Raw genomic sequence first — 15,738 nt, 5'->3', positions numbered from 1 at the left:
CTTGGTGGGGTGGAGAACCAGCGATGTGCGGCTGGTGAGCGCTCCGGGTGTTTCCCGGTCGTTGCAGGTGATTCGGCGTCGTCCGCCAGACGGATTGGAACGAGTTCTCCGGGCCTGTCGCCCCTAGGCTCGGGTCATGCGGGGAACGACGATCCGACCGACCACGGAGGACGACTGGGAGTCCGTCCGGGCACTGCGGCTCGAGATGCTCCGGGACACCCCGAAGGCGTACGGGGAGAGGCTCGCCGACGCGGAGCGGCTGCAGGAGCGTGACTGGCGTCGGCGCGGCCGCCGTGAGCGCGACGTCGGCGGGACCACCCTCGCCGCGATCGACGCCGACGGCCGGTGGCTCGGGACGATGGGGGTGTTCGTGCCCGGCCCCCGGGTCGGGCCGCTCCTGGTCGGCGTCTACGTCGCACCGTCGCACCGGGGCCGTCCCGCCGGTGTCGCCGATGCGCTGCTCGACGAGATCGAGGTGTGGGCGGCTGCACACGGGTCGGCACTTCGGCTGCACGTGCACGAGGGGAACACTCGTGCGCAGGCCTTCTACGCCCGACGTGGCTACGAGCCGACGGGTGCGACCGAGGCGTACGTCCTCGAACCGAGCGAACTCGAGGTCGAGATGATCCGGCAGCTGCGGGGATCGCTGTGAGCGGCGGGACGGCCGGGGCCGCCGGGCCCGCCGTGCGGTGGCTGCTGCTCGATGTGGGCGGGGTCCTCGAACTCGTCGACGACGCCGCCTGGCCCGGACGCTTCCGGGCGCGGTGGGCCGAGCGTCTCGGGATGACGACGGACGACTTCTCCGCTCGCCTCGTCGCGGCCGACCTGCCCGACGCCTCCCGTCGGACCGGCGTCGTCGACCGGTACTGGGGCGCGATCGGTACGGCGCTCGGGCTGGGGGCCGACCAGCTCGCCGTCATGCGGGCCGACTTCTGGGATGCGTACTGCGGAACCCTGAACCAGCCGTTGTACGACTTCCTCGCCGGACTCCGCGGCACGATCGGCCTCGCGATCCTGTCGAACTCGGGCGATGGTGCTCGAGAGGAAGAGGAGCGGCGCTTCCGGTTCTCGGCGGTGTTCGACCCGATCTGCTACTCCCACGAGATCGGTGTGAACAAGCCCGATGCCGACGCGTTCCGGATCACCCTCGAGCGCCTCCGGGCTGACCCGGACGAGGTGTTCTTCGTGGACGACGTGCCCGAGAACATCGAGGCCGCTCGCGCGCTCGGCATCGGGGCGCACCTGCACGTCGACACCGACGAGACGATCCGGGTGCTCGATGCGGTCGTGCGGGGGAACGGCCGGGCGACCGGGCGCTGACGGCGGTCTTCGTGAGCGTGCCGAGACGGATGCGGCATGATCGGTCCGTGCCTGATGTGAACCCGACCGCCGCGTACCGTGCCGCCCGCGACCAGCTCCTCGCCGCGGACTCTCCCGAAGCGGCACGCGCCGGGTTCCGCTGGCCGGACGTCGGCGACACGTTCAACTGGGCGACCGACTGGTTCGACGTCATCGCGACCGACAACAACCGCACCGCGCTCTGGATCGTCGAGGAGGACGGTCGTGAGCAGCGGCTCAGCTACGCCGACCTGGCCGCACGGTCCGATCGGCTCGCCGCGCGCCTGCACGGCTTCGGCGTGCAGCAGGGCGACCACGTCCTCGTCATGCTCGGCAACCAGCTCGAGCTCTGGGAGACGATGCTCGCCGTGATCAAGCTCGGTGCGGTCATCCTGCCGACCTCGACGATGCTCGACACCGCCGACCTGCAGGACCGTGTCGACCGGGGCTCGGTGGCGCACGTCGTCACGAACCGGAGCGAGACGCACAAGTACGACGACGTCCGCGGGTCCTTCACGCGCATCGTGATCGGCGGTCCCGCTGACGGGTGGACGGAGTACCCGAGCGACCTGGGCGAGCCCGCTCCTGCCGACGAGGTCCGTCCCCACGTCGTCACCCGCACGACCGACCCGTGCCTGGTCTACTTCACGTCCGGCACGACGTCGAAGCCGAAGATGGTCGTGCACACCCAGACGTCGTACCCGGTCGGACACCTCAGCACGATGTACTGGCTCGGAGTCCGGCCCGGTGACGTGCACCTGACGATCAGCTCGCCCGGGTGGGGCAAGCACGCCTGGAGCTGCTTCTTCGCGCCGTGGATCGCCGAGGCCACCGTGTTCATCCACAACACCGCGCGCTTCGACCCCGCTGCACTCCTCGCGCAGCTCGAGCGGGCCGAGGTCAACACGTTCTGCGCGCCGCCGACCGCGTGGCGGATGATGCTGCAGTCCGACCTCGGCGTGAAGCCGCGGGCGCTCCGCGAGCTCATCTCGGCCGGCGAGCCGCTCAACCCCGAGGTCATCGGCCGGGTCGAAGCGGCGTGGGGGCTCACCATCCGCGACGGCTACGGGCAGACCGAGACGACGGCGATCATCGGCAACGCCCCGGGTGCCGCCGTGACGCCCGGCGCGATGGGCAAGCCGCTCCCCGGTGTGACCGTGACGCTGCTCGACCCCGTGTCCGGCGAACCGGGCGACGAGGGCGAGGTCTGCCTCGACCTCACCGAGCGACCCGTCAACCTGATGGCCGAGTACCTCGGCGACCCCGACCGCACGGCCTCGTCGATGCGCGACGGCTTCTTCCACACCGGCGACATCGCCGTCCGCGACGCCGACGGTGAGCTGACCTTCATCGGCCGCACCGACGACGTCTTCAAGTCCTCCGACTACAAGGTGTCGCCGTTCGAGGTGGAGAGCGCCCTGCTGGAGCACCCGGCCGTGGCCGAGAGCGCGGTCGTCCCGGCCCCCGACGACGCCCGTCTCAACATCGTCAAGGCGTACGTCACGTTGGCCACCGGATGGGAGGCGTCGGCCGACACCGCCAGGCAGGTCCTGGAGTACGCACGCACGGCTCTCCCCGCCTACGCGCGCGTCCGCCGCGTCGAGTTCGCGGAGCTCCCGAAGACCATCTCGGGCAAGATCCGCCGCGTGGAGCTCCGGGAGCGCGAGGAGCAGTCGGTGAGCAACGGCGCGCGCGCCGAGGGGGAGTGGCGCGACGACGAGTTCCCCGGCCTCCGAGCACCCCGCCCGCAGGCGAGCTGACCTGCACGGGCACCCTGGGCTCGACACGTGGAACTCATCGAGGACGCCTCGCGGGGTGACTGGTTGCTGGCCCGGGCCGGCTCGTTCGCCTCGTTCGGCGGCGTCGCGGGCACCGGGTTCGAGGCGTACGCCCGGATCCTGCACCCGCTCCGAGCGGATCGCGAAGACCGTACGACCGTGGACGAGTACGACGAGCACCCGGTCCTCGAGTCGGCCGAGTGGCGCTGGGCTGACGTCGCCGAGCGCACCCGTCGGACGATCGACCCGCTCGTGTCGTGGCAGACGTTCAGCGGGCGGGACGACGAGTCGGACCTGCCCTTCGAGGACGGCTGGGTCGTCCATCCACCCGAAGAGGGCTGGTACGAGCCGCGGCAACTCGCCGCGCTCACCGAGCTCCTCGCCGAGGCGACGTCGACGCCGGACGACCTGGTCGGGGCGATCTGGGACGGATGGGGCGACCTGAACGGGACGTCGACGTTGGGCTTCGGGTGGCAGGGGAGCGGCGAGCCGACGGCGGCCGAGCGCGCCCAGGCGCAGGAGGACATGGCCCGGGCCCAAGGGCAGCACCGGCGGGAGCAGGCCGCGCTCCGGGAGTCGCTCGCGGGTCCGCGCTTCCTGTGGCCGGCCCGCGAGTGCTTCCTGCTCTCCATGTCCCTGCCGCAGCTCAGCGACCCGTCCTGGACGGACGACGCCCGCGTGGGCACGTACGTCGGCTTCGGGCACACCCCGCAGATGCTCTGGCCCGAGGGGCACGAGTGGGTGCTCGCCACCGAGATCGACTGGGACTCGACGATCGTCGCCGGGTCGCGGTCGCTCGTCGACGCGATCCTCGCCGATGCCCGGTTCGAGGCGTACGAGGTCGACGCGGACGCTTCCCCGTCCTCGTGAGGGCCCGAACAGGAGCGATGCAGCCCGGCCGAGACGGTATCGTCGAGCAATGATCAGGTCCATCCGCCGCGGCGAACGGCCCGCCGTGTCCGACGCCGGCCCCCAGCGCCAGCTCACCGACCGCGCGACGCCGGAACTGTGGGGAGCGCTCGTCGGGAGTGCCGTCGCGCTGCCCGGCGTCGAAGAGGGGCACAGTCAGGTGTCGCCGGCGTCGTCACGCGCGTTGTTCCTGCGCGATCAGCGCGACCACGTCGTCCCGTGGACGTCACTGGCGCCGGACGGACGACTCGAGCCCGTGCACCTGCACGGCGTCGAGGACACCTCGGTCCACCTCTGCCTCCCGGTCGCACGGGGAGCCGAACTGACCGAGCTCGGCTGGGCGATCCCGCATCAGTACGAGGACCACGGGACCGAGTTCATGGTCTACGGCCCGCGCAACGTCGAGGAACTCGCGGTCGTGCTGTCGATCATCGAGGAGAGCCTCGCGTTCGCTCGCGACCCTGGCGACGAACGTCCGGCGCACCACCCCGCCTGATCACTTCGCGTCCAGCGACACCTCACGGCCGGCTGCGCGCGTGAACTGTCGCCCAGCGCGAAAACCCGCGCGACCGGCGAAAACCCGCCCCCCGCGTCACCCTGTGGGAGCACACATCTCCCCCCAACGGCGGACGCGGCGACGCCGAGCGCTCCCGTAGCGTCGAGGCCGTGATCGAAGTCAGCCATCTCACCAAACAGTACGGTCCGAAGACCGCCGTGGACGACGTCTCCTTCGTCGTGCGTCCCGGCAGTGTGACCGGCTTCCTCGGGCCCAACGGCGCCGGGAAGTCCACCACGATGCGCATGATCATGGGGCTCGACCGGCCCACGTCGGGCAGCGCCACCGTGAACGGCCAGCCGTACACGAGCTTCCGCGACCCGCTCCGGCAGGTCGGCGCCCTGCTCGAGGCGAAGGCCGTGCACTCGGGGCGCAGCGCCTACAACCACCTGCTCTCCCTCGCGGCGACCCACGGCATCCCGAAGTCCCGCGTGCACGAGGTCATCGACATGACCGGCCTCGACTCCGTCGCGAAGAAGCGCGTCGGCGGGTTCTCGCTCGGCATGGGGCAGCGCCTGGGAATCGCTGCCGCACTGCTCGGTGACCCGAAGACCCTGATCCTCGACGAGCCCGTCAACGGTCTCGACCCCGACGGCGTGCTCTGGGTGCGTCAGCTCGCCCGCCGCATGGCCGCCGACGGCCGCACGGTGTTCCTCTCCAGCCACCTGATGAGCGAGATGGCACAGACCGCCGACCGCGTGGTCGTGCTCGGCCGGGGCAAGGTCCTCGCCGACGCCCCGATCGCCGAGTTCGTCGCCGGTGGTGGCGCCGCTGCCGGCACCGATGCGGCCGTCAGCCGCGTCATCGTCCGCACGCCGGACCCGAACGGCCTGTTCACCGCCATCGGCCCGAACGCCGCGGTCACCCAGCGCGAGGACGGCTCGTTCCTCGTCGTCGGGCCCGACGCCCCGACGGTCGGCAACATCGCCGCGCAGGCCGGCGTCCCCCTGCACGAACTCACCCCGACCGGCGCGAGCCTGGAAGAGGCCTACATGGCCCTCACCCGCGACGACGTCGAGTACCGATCGGAGGGCACCCGATGAGCGCCACCACCTCGCCCACCACGCCGTCGACCCGGATGAGTGGCTCGACCCGTCTGTCGTTCCCGCACCTGGTGCGGAGCGAGTGGATCAAGCTGCGCAGCATCCGGTCCACGTTCTGGTGCTACGCGATCCTGGTCGTCGTCACGATCGGTATGGCCGCGCTGGTCGGTGCGAACACGAACAGCGGCGGGCAGGACCTGCCGACGGACATCGCCAACGGCACGTTCGTCAACGCCAACACCGTCGGCGTCCTGCTCTCGTCGCTCGTCGTCGGCGTGCTCGGCGTCCTCATCATCACCGGTGAGTACGGCACGGGCCAGGTCCGCTCGACCTTCACCGCCGACCCCCGTCGCACCGGCGTGATCCTGGCGAAGGCCACCGTCCTCGCCGTCACGACCTTCGTGGTCAGCGCCGTCGCCACCTGGATCGGCGTCCTCATCTCGCTCCCGCTGCTGGCCGGCAACGGTGTCGAGCCGGAGATCGGCGACCCGTCGGTCTTCATGCCGATCCTCGGTTCGTCGGTCTTCCTGACCCTGCTGGCGCTCCTCGCGTACGGCATCGGTCTGCTCGTCCGCTCGAGCGCCGGTGGGATCGCGATCACGCTCGGCATCCTGTTGGTCCTGCCGGTGGTGCTGAGTCTGATGGCCGGGCTGATGAAGGTCGACTGGCCGACGAACATCGCGGCGTTCCTGCCGGACATGGCGGGTGGCCAGCTCTACGCCTACGCGTACGACGGCGCGAGCGAGGCCGACAACAGCGGGGTCGTGCTCAACGGATGGGGCGGTTTCGGCGTCCTCGCGGCCGAGGTCCTGGTCATCGGTGGCCTCGCCCTGACGCTCGCGCGCCGTCGCGACGTCTGACGCGACCACCCACGGCCGGGAGGCGCGGTGCCAGCTGGCACCGCGCCTCCCGTCGTTCCGCGGTGCGGGTCCACCGCGTCACTAGGCTCACAGCGTGCGTTCCGTCCCCGCCCTGCTCCTGCCCGCGATCGCGGGTGTGCTCCTGCTCGCCGCCTGCTCCGGGCCGCCGCCCGTCGACGAGGCGGCGCTGCACGCCTGGGAGAAGCGCCAGATGGCCACCCACTCGGACCGGGATCTCGGGGCGATGTACGCCGAGGAATCCGCCCGGCAGAGCGCGACGGGGAACGACGACGAGATCGACCGTGGCGTCACGATCACGTTCGCGCACCCGGAAACGGTCGACCACCTCGAGTTCTCGTGCTTCGGTGACGGGCACATGAGCGGTTCCGTCATGGTCGTCTCCGGGAGCACGTCGCGGAACGACATCACCGAGGCGCTGCCCTGCGGCGACGGCGAGCAACGCATCGACCTGCGGCGAACCTGGCGTGCCGACGTCGACAGCATCTCCTTCAACGGGTTCGACAGCGACCGCGACAGCGCCTGGAACGTCCGCGTGATCGGCGCGGAGCCCGTCGAGGACTGACCGAGCGAGCGCTCAGGACCGCCGGACGTCGTACCGGTGCAGGGTGACGCCGTTCTCGTAGCGCTGCTGCTCGAGCAGGTCGAGCTGCACGAGCGGGCGGTGCCCCGAGCGCGGCGGATCGAACAACGGGCGGCCGGCGCCGAGCACCGACGGGTGCGTGAAGAGCATGACCTCGTCGAGCAGCCCGGCATCGAGCAGCTGACTCGCGATGCTCGGTCCGCCCACGCCGATGTCGCCCTCGCCGGAGGCACGGATCGCGGCCAGCTCGGTGATCGCGTCGCCGTCGCCACCGATGACCCGGGTGTCGTGGTCGGCGGTGGTCCGCGTGCGGGACACCAGGATCTTCGGCTGCGCGGTCCAGATCTCGCCGTACTCGCGCAGGTACTGCGGCATCGACTCGTCGTGCCGGGCGTCGGGCCAGAACGGGTCCATCATGTCGCGCACCACCCGGCCCTCGACGGACAGGGTCATCGCGGCGGCGCGGGCGTTGAACTCGCGGTGCAGCGGTTCGTCGATCCGGATCCAGTCGGGTCCGTCCAGGCCGTCGTGCTCGCCGGGGGCCCGTTCGACGAACCCGTCGACGGAGACGTTGATCCAGTAGACGAACCTCGCGGGCATGGCATGACTCCTTCGTCGAGCCGAGCGTACGCTCGCGCACGTCGCCCGTCGACACCCGCAGTCCCTTAAGCAGCACCTCCCTCAACGACGAGAGCAGGTCAGGCATGCGCCGATCGTCCACCGCACTCCTCGCCGTCGTGACGTTCCTCGGCGTCGCGACCACGGGCCTCCAGGCGGCACCAGCGGATGCGTCCGCGGTGCCGGGCGGGACCACCCGGGAGACCACCACCACGACCGTGGCGTCGAGCGCCGCGGGCCGGCACGGCCGCGCGGCACCCAGCCACCAGAACCCGGTCGCGCTCGGCCTGCCGGACGGGCAGACGGCGGCGAGCTGCGCGGACCCGACCGTGATCCACGGAGCCGGACGCGACCGCAACTGGTACCTGTACTGCACCACCGACGCGCTCACCGCGACGGAGCAGAACCCCGACGGATCCCTCGTGCAGCACGCGGTGCCCACGTACCGGTCGACCGACCTGACCCACTGGACGTACGTCAACGACGCGTTCCCGACGAAGCCCGCCTGGGTGGGCGACGCGAACGGGATCTGGGCGCCGGACGTCGTGTACCGCGCCGGGGACCGTGGCCGGGCCGGCACCTGGTACCTGTACTACGCGGCGTCGGACACCCCGTCGGCGACGGGGCCGAGCGGCGGCGGCTCCGCGGTCGGGGTGGCGACGAGCTCGAGCCCGACGGGTCCGTGGAAGGACTCCGGCGGCCCCGTCGTGGCACCGCAGACCGCGCCGAACGGCGACGGCGCGCGGTGGGCCTTCGACCCCGAGGTCATCACCGACGGCGGCACGACCTACCTGTACTTCGGCAGCTACTTCGGCGGCGTGAATGTCCGACGGCTCAGCGCCGACGGCCTGCGCTCCGACCCGTCGACCGAGCGGCAGATCGCGATCGACAACCGCTACGAGGGCGCGTACCTGATGCGGCACGGCGGCTGGTGGTACTTCATGGGCTCCGCCACGAACTGCTGCAACGGCGCGCTCACCGGCTACGGCGTCTTCGTCGCCCGGTCACGGAGCCCGCTCGGGCCGTTCACGGACCGCGACGGCGTGGCGATCACGAGCACCCGGGTCGGCGGCACGCCCCTGCTCGCGCAGAACGGCAACCGGTGGGTCGGTACCGGTCACAACACCGTGGTCACCGACTTCGCCGGCCAGGACTGGATCATCTACCACGCGGCCGACCGCAACGACCCGTACTACGCGGGGCAGCCGACCTACACGAAGCGGCCGGCGCTGATCGACCCCCTCGACTGGCGGGGCGGCTGGCCGGTCGTCCGCGGTGGTGCCGGGCCGTCCGACACGGTGCAGCCGGGGCCGGTCGCCCAGCCCGGGCAACGGCCGACGTACCGGGCATCCACCGCCCCGCTCGACGTGCCGGGTCGGACGATCCGCGGGCTGTCGACCTCCTTCGACGGTGCCGCGTTGCCCGCCGCGCTCACGTGGACGCGTGCGCCTGACCCGTCCACCTGGACCGTCGGCGACGGCACGTTCCGCTGGCAGACGCAGGACGCCGACATCCACCCGCCGGCGACGCCGCTCGCATCGGTGTTGTCCGAACCGGCGCCCCGTGGTGACTACGGGCTCCAGACCACGGTCGGGGTGGACACTCCGGCCACCGGCGAGGGCCTGAACTACGTGCAGGGCGGCCTGATCGTCTGGGGTGACGACGGCAACTACGTCCGGCTCACGTCGAACTCGATCTTCAACACGCGCCAGACCGAGTTCGGCAAGCAGGTGTCCGGGCAACCGGCCGGGGCGCCGAGCTACGGGAACATGGTCGTCGGTCCGGTCGGGGACACCACCACGCTCCGGATCGTCCACCGCGAGGTCCGGGGTGAGGACCGGTACACGGCCTACACCAGCCTGGACGGGCGGCACTTCGTGCGGGGTGGGACGTGGACGGCGGACCTCGGCAGTGCGCCCCGGGTCGGGCTGATCTCGCTCGGAGGCTCCGGCTTCACCAGCACCTTCCAGGACCTCCGCGTGAGCACGGTCGCGACGCGTCGCTGACGGCGTGGGCGCGCAAAACACCGGTGTTCGCAGGCTGAACCGCGGTCTGCGCGTGTTCGACCCGCGAACACCGGTGTCTTGCACGCGCACGGCCGCGACGCGCGGCCGCGCCGCCGCACGGCACCGCCGCCGCACGGCCCCGTTCAGCCGCGAAACGTCACCCGTCAACGAGGTACCCGTCGGGATGCGAAGATGCATCGTTGGTGCCGGAGCCGAGAACGAGGGTTGGATGATCCCGACGGAAGAACACGACGCGAGCGCGCCGCTGCTCGACGGTCGGTACCGCGTGGAGCAAGCGATCGGGCAGGGCGGCATGTCCGTCGTCTACCGGGGTGTGGACGAGAGCCTGCACCGCCCGGTCGCGATCAAGCTCTTCCACGCGGGCATCGTCGACATCGCCCGGCAAGAAGCCGAACTCGGCGTGCTGGCGTCGCTCGAGCACCACAACCTCGTCAGCCTGCTCGATGCCGGTGTCGTCACCGGGCAGGACGGCACGCAGCAGCGCTACATCGTGATGTCGCTCGTCGTCGGGCAGGACCTCGAGGAGCGCCTGGCCGTCGGCCCGCTTGCCTCGCGGCACATCGCCGAGATCGGCTACGACATGGCCGAGGCCCTCGACTACATCCACGCCCACGGCGTCGTGCACCGCGACATCAAGCCGTCGAACATCCTGCTCGTCGACTACGGCAACGGCTCCGACCGGGCCCGCGCGCGCCTGACCGACTTCGGCATCGCGCTCGCCGCCGGCGTCGAACGCCTGACCGCCGACGGCGTGACCACCGGCACCGCCGCGTACCTCAGCCCCGAGCAGGCGCGCGGCGGCGAGGTCGGCCCGCCGAGCGACGTCTACTCGCTCGGCCTCGTGCTGCTGCAGTGCTTCACCCGCCGTCGCGAGTTCCCGGGCTCGCTCGTCGAGTCCGCCGTCGCCCGGCTGTCCCGCGACCCCGTGGTCCCCGAGCCCCTGCCCGAGCACTGGAAGCACCTGCTCCGTGCCATGACCGCGCAGGACCCCGCGGCCCGCCCGCTCGGCGCCGAGCTGGTCACGATGCTCCGCGACGTCGTGATCGCCGAGACCGCCACGAGCGACCACGTGGTCGAGCCGACCGACGAGACGGCTCCGGTACCGATGCGCCCCGAGACGGACCGCCCGGCGACCCTCGACACCCTGCCCGACGAGTCGCTGCAGCGCACCACGGCGATGGCGGCCCGGCTCTTCGACGCACCGATCGCCCTGGTCGAGGTCCTCGACGAGGACCGTGAGTGGTCCCAGTCGTACATCGCCGAGGGCATCGACGAGGCAGCCCGCAGCATCAGCTTCCGCAACGGATTCGCCCCGGTCCCCGTCCCCGTCGTGATCCCGGACGGCTCCGCGCACCCCGAGATGCGGAACAGCCCCCTGGTCACCGGCCCGCTCGGCATCCGCTTCTACGTCAGCGTCCCGCTCGTGAAGCACGACGGCGCACCGATCGGGACCCTCGCCGTCCTCGACACCCGCCCGCGGCAGGCTACCGAGGACGACCTCGCGAACCTCCGGGACCTCGCGGCGCTCGCCGTCTCGCAGCTCGAGATCCGTCAGGAGTCCCTGCGCACGACCAGCGACTCGCTGCCGGTCCCACGGGTGGTCGGCGACCACACCGCCTGACTGGAGGCCCGGTGCCAGCCCGCACCGCGCCTCCCGACCGCGTGGTGGTCGCGCCCACCGCCGCGCCCACGCCGTCCGCCGAGCGGTCACGATCCGTCGCCTGGCGCGCTCACGCGCGACGGTCCGTGACCGCTCGACCACCCGCCAGCGGTGCGTCGTGACCACTCGCGGATCCGCTGCGCCGCTGACCGACTCCCGCCGAGCGGGCGGAATGCCCGGGTGTCTCCGTGTGCCGACCCGGGTGTTCCGCCCGTTCGTGGTGGTGGGGGTTCGTGCGCGTCGGTTGGCGCTGCCGAGCGGGCGGAATACCCGGGTGCCTCCGCGTGCCGACCCGGGTGTTCCGCCCGTTCGTGGTGGTGGGGGTTCTCTCGCGACGGTTGGCGCTGCCGAGCGGGCGAAATGCCCGGGTGTGTCCGTGTGTCGACCCGGGTGTTCCGCCCGTTCGTGGTGGTGGGGGTTCGTGCGCGTCGGTTGGTGCTGCCGAGCGGGCGGAATGTCGGGGTGCCTCCGTGTGCTGACCCGGGTGTTCCGCCCGTTCGTGCGGCGCGCGCTCAGCCGAGGCGGGTCGCGGCCAGGCCGCCGTCCACGTCGATCGTGGCGCCGTGCACGAAGGTCGCCTCGTCGGAGGCCAGCCAGCGCACGGCGAAGGCGACGTCGACGGGGCGGACGGGTGCTCCGGCGGGGGTGACCGCCGTCATCTGCGCGAGGACGTCGTGCGAGTCTGCGTTGCCCGGTGTCGCGGTGGCCCCGGGCGACACGGTCGACACCCGGACGCCGTGCAGTCCGAACTCGGCTGCCCAGGCGCGGGTCAGCTGCTCGACCGCGGCCTTCGTCGCCGGGTAGAGCGCCGTGAACGGGACACCGACGCGGGACATCCACGAGCCGATGTTCACGACGACGCCCGAGCCGCGTTCGACCATCGCAGGGGCCAGCGCTCCGACCAGCACGTGCGGCGCGCGGACGTTCGTGGCCCAGAGGGCTTCGGCGTCCTCGTCGGCGAGCAGCGCGGTGGGGCCGACCGGGTAGACGCCGGCGTTGTTGACGAGTACGTCGACCCGGCCGCCGAGGGCCTCGGTGGCGCGGGCGGCGAGGTCACGGACCGCGTCGGGGTGGGTGTTCAGGTCGCCGATCACGGCCACGGCGGTGCCTCCGGACGCGGTGATGGTGTCCACCACGGCCTGCGTGCGCTCCGGGTCGCGGCCGGCGACCGCGACGGTGGCGCCGGAGGCGGCGAGGACACGGGCGACGGCTTCACCGATGCCGCTCGAGGCGCCGGTCACCAGCGCGGTGCGGCCGACCAGTCGGTCGTCGGTGGTCAGGGAGTCGAGGAGTGCTTCGTTGGTCTGCATGCTCCGATGCTCGGTCCGACGGACCCGGCGGTGATTGCCCAGGACTCCGGAGTGCTTGCCGGATCCCGCACGGGCACCACTCGCGTCGGATGCCTCGACAGAATGGGCACATGGACGACGTCACCTCGGACCGGCTGGACCGTGCGCTGCAGAGCGTCCTCGCCCACCTCGACGACATGGAACGCGCCGGACGGCTCGGCCTCCGCCTGGCCCGGGTCGACCGTCCGACCGACCTCGGGTACCAGCGCTACACGCCGTCGGTGTCGGTGGTGCTCGCCGGACGGAAGCGCTCGATAGTGGGGGACGACGACCAGCTCTGGGGTCGGGAACGCTTCATCATCACGCCCGTAGACCTGCCCGTGATCGCCGGGGTGGTCGAGGTCGAACCACCCGCGGGGTTCGTTGCGGTCGTCTGGCAGCTCGACCCCGCGGTGGTGGCCGAGGTCGCGACGGCGATGTCCCGCCCGCACCAGGACGAGGCGCCGCCGGCACGGCTCGGCAGCTGGACCCCGGCCCTGGCGGACGCGTTCGCCCGACTCGTCGGACTGCTCGATGCTCCGGAGGACATGGCCGTCCTCGCCCCGCTCGTCACCCGCGAGGTGGTGCTCCGCCTGCTGCAGACGGACCAGGCACCGCGCATCCTGGCCGCGATCGGCAACCGGGACGGCGACGTCGTCGCCGCGGCAACCGCCCTGCTCACAGAACGGCTGGCGGACCCGTGGTCGGTGGCGGTCCTGGCTGCAGCGGTCCGGACGAGCGAGTCGACACTGTTCGCACGCTTCCGGCAGGTCACCGGCATGAGCCCCGTGCAGTACCTGCGGCGGCTGCGTCTGGGGGAGGCCCGGCGGCGGATGATCGTGCTCGGTGACACCGCCGCCCAGGCTGCGGCGGCGGTGGGGTACCGGAGCGCCTCGCACTTCTCGCGTGACTACCGCGCGCTGCACGGCCGGCCACCGGCTGCCGACGCCGGTCGGGCCCGTGCACTGCTCGCACGGGGTGAGGTCGCGATCGCCTGACGCGCGTCAGTCCTCGGTGAGGGCCGCAGCGTAGGCACGGACGGACCGGTGGTACCGGGGGAGCGTCGGCTCGACGGCCTCGATCGCGACGCGCAGCGCCTCGGCGGAGCGTCCCGCGCTGTGCAGGGCGAGCGCGAGGAACACGTGCGGTGCCGCCCCGGTGGCCGGGTGCTCCGGCGCGTCGCGGAGCATCGCGATGGCCGCGTCGATCCGGCCGAGGTTCCGCAGGGTCGAGGCGTGCTGGACGACCATCCTGGCTGCGCGGTCCGGGTCGACGGAGTCCAGGCCGGCTGCGGTCGCGGCGGCGTACTGCACGTCGGCATCGGCCTCGTGTCCGCCTGAGTCGAAGGCACCCCCGAGCTCGAACGCGCCGAGCGCGGCGTGCGGAGCGTCGGCGGCGAGGTCGCGCATCCGCTCGATCCGCTGCTGGTCGTCGATCGTCTCGTCGTCCCACAGCGCCGCGACGCGTGACTCCCAGTCCCCGGTGCTCATCCAGGCAGCGTACCGCCGTCGGTGATCGTCGCGCGGAACGAGCGGACCAGCGGTTCGCCGGGCTGCACGACGGCGGGGGTGTCCCACGCCAGGGCCGAGCCGATCGCGGGGTACTCCTCAGCGCGGACGAACCAGGGGTCGTGGTGGTCGACGGCCTCGATCCGAATCGTCGCCGGACCGCCGTCGAACACCGCCGACCAGGTGATCCAGGGTGTGACCGAGCCGTGCACGGCGGTCTCGCCCTCGGCGTCGGCGGTCCGGACGACGACCCCCGTGCACTCGGCGAACCGCCAGAAGAAGCCGCCGTAGCCGGCTCCGGCTCGGCCGTTGCTGCCCGGGCCCCCGAGGTGCACCGGGGTGTCACCCGGGGTGCGGAACGACGACGACCAGGACAGCTCCCACCCGCTGGTGACCGCGCGCCAGCGCAGGGTGCGGTCCTCGCGCAGGACCACCGTGCGGTCCGGGCCCCGCCAGACGAGTGCCTCGGCGGACATCGTGTCGTGCTGCTCCGCGTGCACGACATCGACCGAGCCGTGGTCGTCACGCCACACGTAGCCGAGCCCCGCGACGTAGGTCCGGCCGCCCCAGCAGTTCACGCCGTCGGCGCCCGGGATCGCGACACCGACGCCACAGTGCCAGTCGTGGTCGCCGGGGTGGTGCGCGCTGACGACGGTGCCGCCGAGGGTCCGGACCGGGTGCAGGTACGGCCGAGGGGACGACGTGGCGATCGTGCCGGCGCCGCTGCGTTCGACGGCGACCTCGACGCCGTCCAGGACGAGTGCGCGGATGCCGTCGTCGGTGCTCACACCACCGACGCTACCCGCGCGTCAGTCGGGCGAGCACGACGCTGTCGAGCACCTCGTGCGGATCACCCTCCGGTGTCGGCGCGGTGCGCGGCCGGACCTCGGCGACCAGGACGTCCCACCGGTCGTCGAGCTGCAGGGCGGCGAGGTCATCGGCCGGCGCGGGGAACCGGTACTCCCGCAGCTCGGGCGGCAGGTCGTCGTGCGGGGGAGCGGCGTGTGCGGTGACGAGCAGGTGCCCACCGACGTCGACGAAGCCGGCGGCCCGACGCAGGATGTCGGCTCGGGGGATCTCCACCGGCCACGACTGCAGGAACGACGCGGTCACCAGGTCGAACCGCGCGGCGGTGTCCCACCGGCCGAGGTCAGCGGCGACGAACGCCGTCCGCTCCTGGACCCCGGCGGCGACGGCAGCCCGCGAACCACGCTGGAGCGCCGTCACGGACAGGTCGATGCCCGTCACGTCCCAGCCCTGCTCGGCGAGCCACACCACGTCGCCGCCCTCGCCGCAGCCGAGGTCGAGCGCCCGCCCCACCGGCAGCCCCCACGTCACCGATGCGAGCACGGCGTTCACCCGGCCGGACCAGATGCCGTCGCGCTCGGCGTAGCGGGCCTCCCACCAGTCCCGGGCGGAGGGCGCGGCAGTGGCATCGGTGGCAGATCCGGCGGCGGAGCCGTCGTGGTGGGTGTGCATGCAGCTACTCCAGCGCACGTGCCGGGCCGGACC

Annotated in this window: 16 protein-coding genes; 11 read left to right on the top strand and 5 right to left on the bottom strand. The window is 72.3% G+C overall.

All coding sequences use genetic code 11. The annotated features are described in order from the left end of the window. The first annotated feature begins 136 nt into the window (after positions 1-136). From HQQ79_RS18335 to HQQ79_RS18300, 8 genes are all read left to right on the top strand, one after another. Positions 137-652 carry an N-acetyltransferase gene (locus HQQ79_RS18335; protein WP_173036255.1) on the top strand — a complete coding sequence of 172 codons (516 nt, stop codon included), beginning with the start codon at positions 137-139 and terminating at the stop codon, positions 650-652. Continuing rightward, positions 649-1,320, top strand: a complete 672-nt coding sequence (locus HQQ79_RS18330) for an HAD-IA family hydrolase (RefSeq protein WP_173036253.1) — start codon at positions 649-651, stop codon at positions 1,318-1,320. The genes HQQ79_RS18335 and HQQ79_RS18330 overlap by 4 nt, the downstream gene beginning before the upstream one ends. A 56-nt stretch (positions 1,321-1,376) precedes the next feature. After that, positions 1,377-3,098 (top strand): AMP-binding protein, encoded by a 1,722-nt coding sequence (locus tag HQQ79_RS18325; protein ID WP_367948134.1) that lies wholly within the window; start codon positions 1,377-1,379, stop codon positions 3,096-3,098. A 27-nt stretch (positions 3,099-3,125) separates the two neighbouring features. Further along, complete coding sequence (locus HQQ79_RS18320; RefSeq protein ID WP_173036248.1) at positions 3,126-3,986, top strand: hypothetical protein; 861 nt, start codon at positions 3,126-3,128, stop codon at positions 3,984-3,986. 49 nt (positions 3,987-4,035) lie between these two features. After that, positions 4,036-4,521 (top strand): luciferase family protein, encoded by a 486-nt coding sequence (locus HQQ79_RS18315; protein WP_220038893.1) that lies wholly within the window; start codon positions 4,036-4,038, stop codon positions 4,519-4,521. Positions 4,522-4,691: 170 nt separating this feature from the next. Continuing rightward, complete coding sequence (locus HQQ79_RS18310; protein WP_027465129.1) at positions 4,692-5,624, top strand: ABC transporter ATP-binding protein; 933 nt, start codon at positions 4,692-4,694, stop codon at positions 5,622-5,624. Beyond that, positions 5,621-6,484 (top strand): ABC transporter permease, encoded by an 864-nt coding sequence (locus HQQ79_RS18305; RefSeq protein WP_173036246.1) that lies wholly within the window; start codon positions 5,621-5,623, stop codon positions 6,482-6,484. Before HQQ79_RS18310 ends, HQQ79_RS18305 begins: the two co-directional genes overlap by 4 nt. Before the next feature lie 94 nt (positions 6,485-6,578). Next, positions 6,579-7,067, top strand: a complete 489-nt coding sequence (locus tag HQQ79_RS18300) for a hypothetical protein (protein ID WP_173036244.1) — start codon at positions 6,579-6,581, stop codon at positions 7,065-7,067. 12 nt (positions 7,068-7,079) lie between these two features. Here HQQ79_RS18300 and HQQ79_RS18295 read toward each other — a convergent pair whose 3' ends face one another. Next, on the bottom strand, positions 7,080-7,685 hold the full coding sequence (locus HQQ79_RS18295) for a dihydrofolate reductase family protein (RefSeq protein ID WP_173036242.1): 606 nt from the start codon (positions 7,683-7,685) through the stop codon (positions 7,080-7,082). 104 nt (positions 7,686-7,789) lie between these two features. Between HQQ79_RS18295 and HQQ79_RS18290 the strand changes: the two genes are divergently transcribed. Together HQQ79_RS18290 and HQQ79_RS18285 are read left to right on the top strand one after the other, a co-directional pair. Then, a complete protein-coding gene (locus HQQ79_RS18290; protein ID WP_173036240.1) occupies positions 7,790-9,709 on the top strand; it encodes a family 43 glycosylhydrolase in 1,920 nt (639 codons plus the stop codon). A gap of 229 nt (positions 9,710-9,938) precedes the next feature. Continuing rightward, positions 9,939-11,351: a GAF domain-containing serine/threonine-protein kinase gene (locus HQQ79_RS18285; protein ID WP_173036238.1), complete on the top strand. Its 1,413-nt coding sequence runs from the start codon at positions 9,939-9,941 to the stop codon at positions 11,349-11,351. A 551-nt stretch (positions 11,352-11,902) separates the two neighbouring features. Here the strand turns inward: HQQ79_RS18285 and HQQ79_RS18280 are convergent. Continuing rightward, positions 11,903-12,700 carry an SDR family NAD(P)-dependent oxidoreductase gene (locus HQQ79_RS18280; RefSeq protein WP_173036236.1) on the bottom strand — a complete coding sequence of 266 codons (798 nt, stop codon included), beginning with the start codon at positions 12,698-12,700 and terminating at the stop codon, positions 11,903-11,905. 110 nt (positions 12,701-12,810) lie between these two features. Here HQQ79_RS18280 and HQQ79_RS18275 point away from each other — a divergent pair, with 110 nt between their 5' ends. Further along, positions 12,811-13,716: an AraC family transcriptional regulator gene (locus HQQ79_RS18275; RefSeq protein WP_173036234.1), complete on the top strand. Its 906-nt coding sequence runs from the start codon at positions 12,811-12,813 to the stop codon at positions 13,714-13,716. A 6-nt stretch (positions 13,717-13,722) separates the two neighbouring features. Here the strand turns inward: HQQ79_RS18275 and HQQ79_RS18270 are convergent, their stop codons facing one another. Genes HQQ79_RS18270 through HQQ79_RS18260 form a run of 3 tightly spaced genes read right to left on the bottom strand, consistent with a single transcriptional unit; the run spans position 13,723 to position 15,705 of the window. Next, a complete protein-coding gene (locus HQQ79_RS18270; protein ID WP_173036232.1) occupies positions 13,723-14,208 on the bottom strand; it encodes a tetratricopeptide repeat protein in 486 nt (161 codons plus the stop codon). After that, positions 14,205-15,014 carry a PmoA family protein gene (locus HQQ79_RS18265; protein WP_173036231.1) on the bottom strand — a complete coding sequence of 270 codons (810 nt, stop codon included), beginning with the start codon at positions 15,012-15,014 and terminating at the stop codon, positions 14,205-14,207. Before HQQ79_RS18265 ends, HQQ79_RS18270 begins: the two co-directional genes overlap by 4 nt. Positions 15,015-15,024: 10 nt before the next feature. Further along, a complete protein-coding gene (locus HQQ79_RS18260; protein ID WP_173036229.1) occupies positions 15,025-15,705 on the bottom strand; it encodes a bifunctional 2-polyprenyl-6-hydroxyphenol methylase/3-demethylubiquinol 3-O-methyltransferase UbiG in 681 nt (226 codons plus the stop codon). Between the last annotated feature and the right edge of the window lie 33 nt (positions 15,706-15,738).

The organism is Curtobacterium sp. VKM Ac-2852, from assembly GCF_013205045.1.
Lineage (GTDB): Bacteria > Actinomycetota > Actinomycetes > Actinomycetales > Microbacteriaceae > Curtobacterium > Curtobacterium flaccumfaciens.
Note: the sequence above shows the minus strand (reverse complement) of the source record. Positions and strands in the feature narration are given on the sequence as shown.

Bases quoted from the DNA above. Each gene is read 5' to 3' on its own strand.
- HQQ79_RS18305 (WP_173036246.1), top strand. From the start codon at position 5,621: ATGAGCGCCACCACCTCGCCCACCACGCCGTCGACCCGGATGAGTGGC.
- HQQ79_RS18270 (WP_173036232.1), bottom strand. From the start codon at position 14,208: ATGAGCACCGGGGACTGGGAGTCACGCGTCGCGGCGCTGTGGGACGAC.
- HQQ79_RS18295 (WP_173036242.1), bottom strand. From the start codon at position 7,685: ATGCCCGCGAGGTTCGTCTACTGGATCAACGTCTCCGTCGACGGGTTC.
- HQQ79_RS18290 (WP_173036240.1), top strand. From the start codon at position 7,790: ATGCGCCGATCGTCCACCGCACTCCTCGCCGTCGTGACGTTCCTCGGC.
- HQQ79_RS18260 (WP_173036229.1), bottom strand. From the start codon at position 15,705: ATGCACACCCACCACGACGGCTCCGCCGCCGGATCTGCCACCGATGCC.
- HQQ79_RS18315 (WP_220038893.1), top strand. From the start codon at position 4,036: ATGATCAGGTCCATCCGCCGCGGCGAACGGCCCGCCGTGTCCGACGCC.
- HQQ79_RS18280 (WP_173036236.1), bottom strand. From the start codon at position 12,700: ATGCAGACCAACGAAGCACTCCTCGACTCCCTGACCACCGACGACCGA.
- HQQ79_RS18335 (WP_173036255.1), top strand. From the start codon at position 137: ATGCGGGGAACGACGATCCGACCGACCACGGAGGACGACTGGGAGTCC.
- HQQ79_RS18285 (WP_173036238.1), top strand. From the start codon at position 9,939: ATGATCCCGACGGAAGAACACGACGCGAGCGCGCCGCTGCTCGACGGT.
- HQQ79_RS18275 (WP_173036234.1), top strand. From the start codon at position 12,811: ATGGACGACGTCACCTCGGACCGGCTGGACCGTGCGCTGCAGAGCGTC.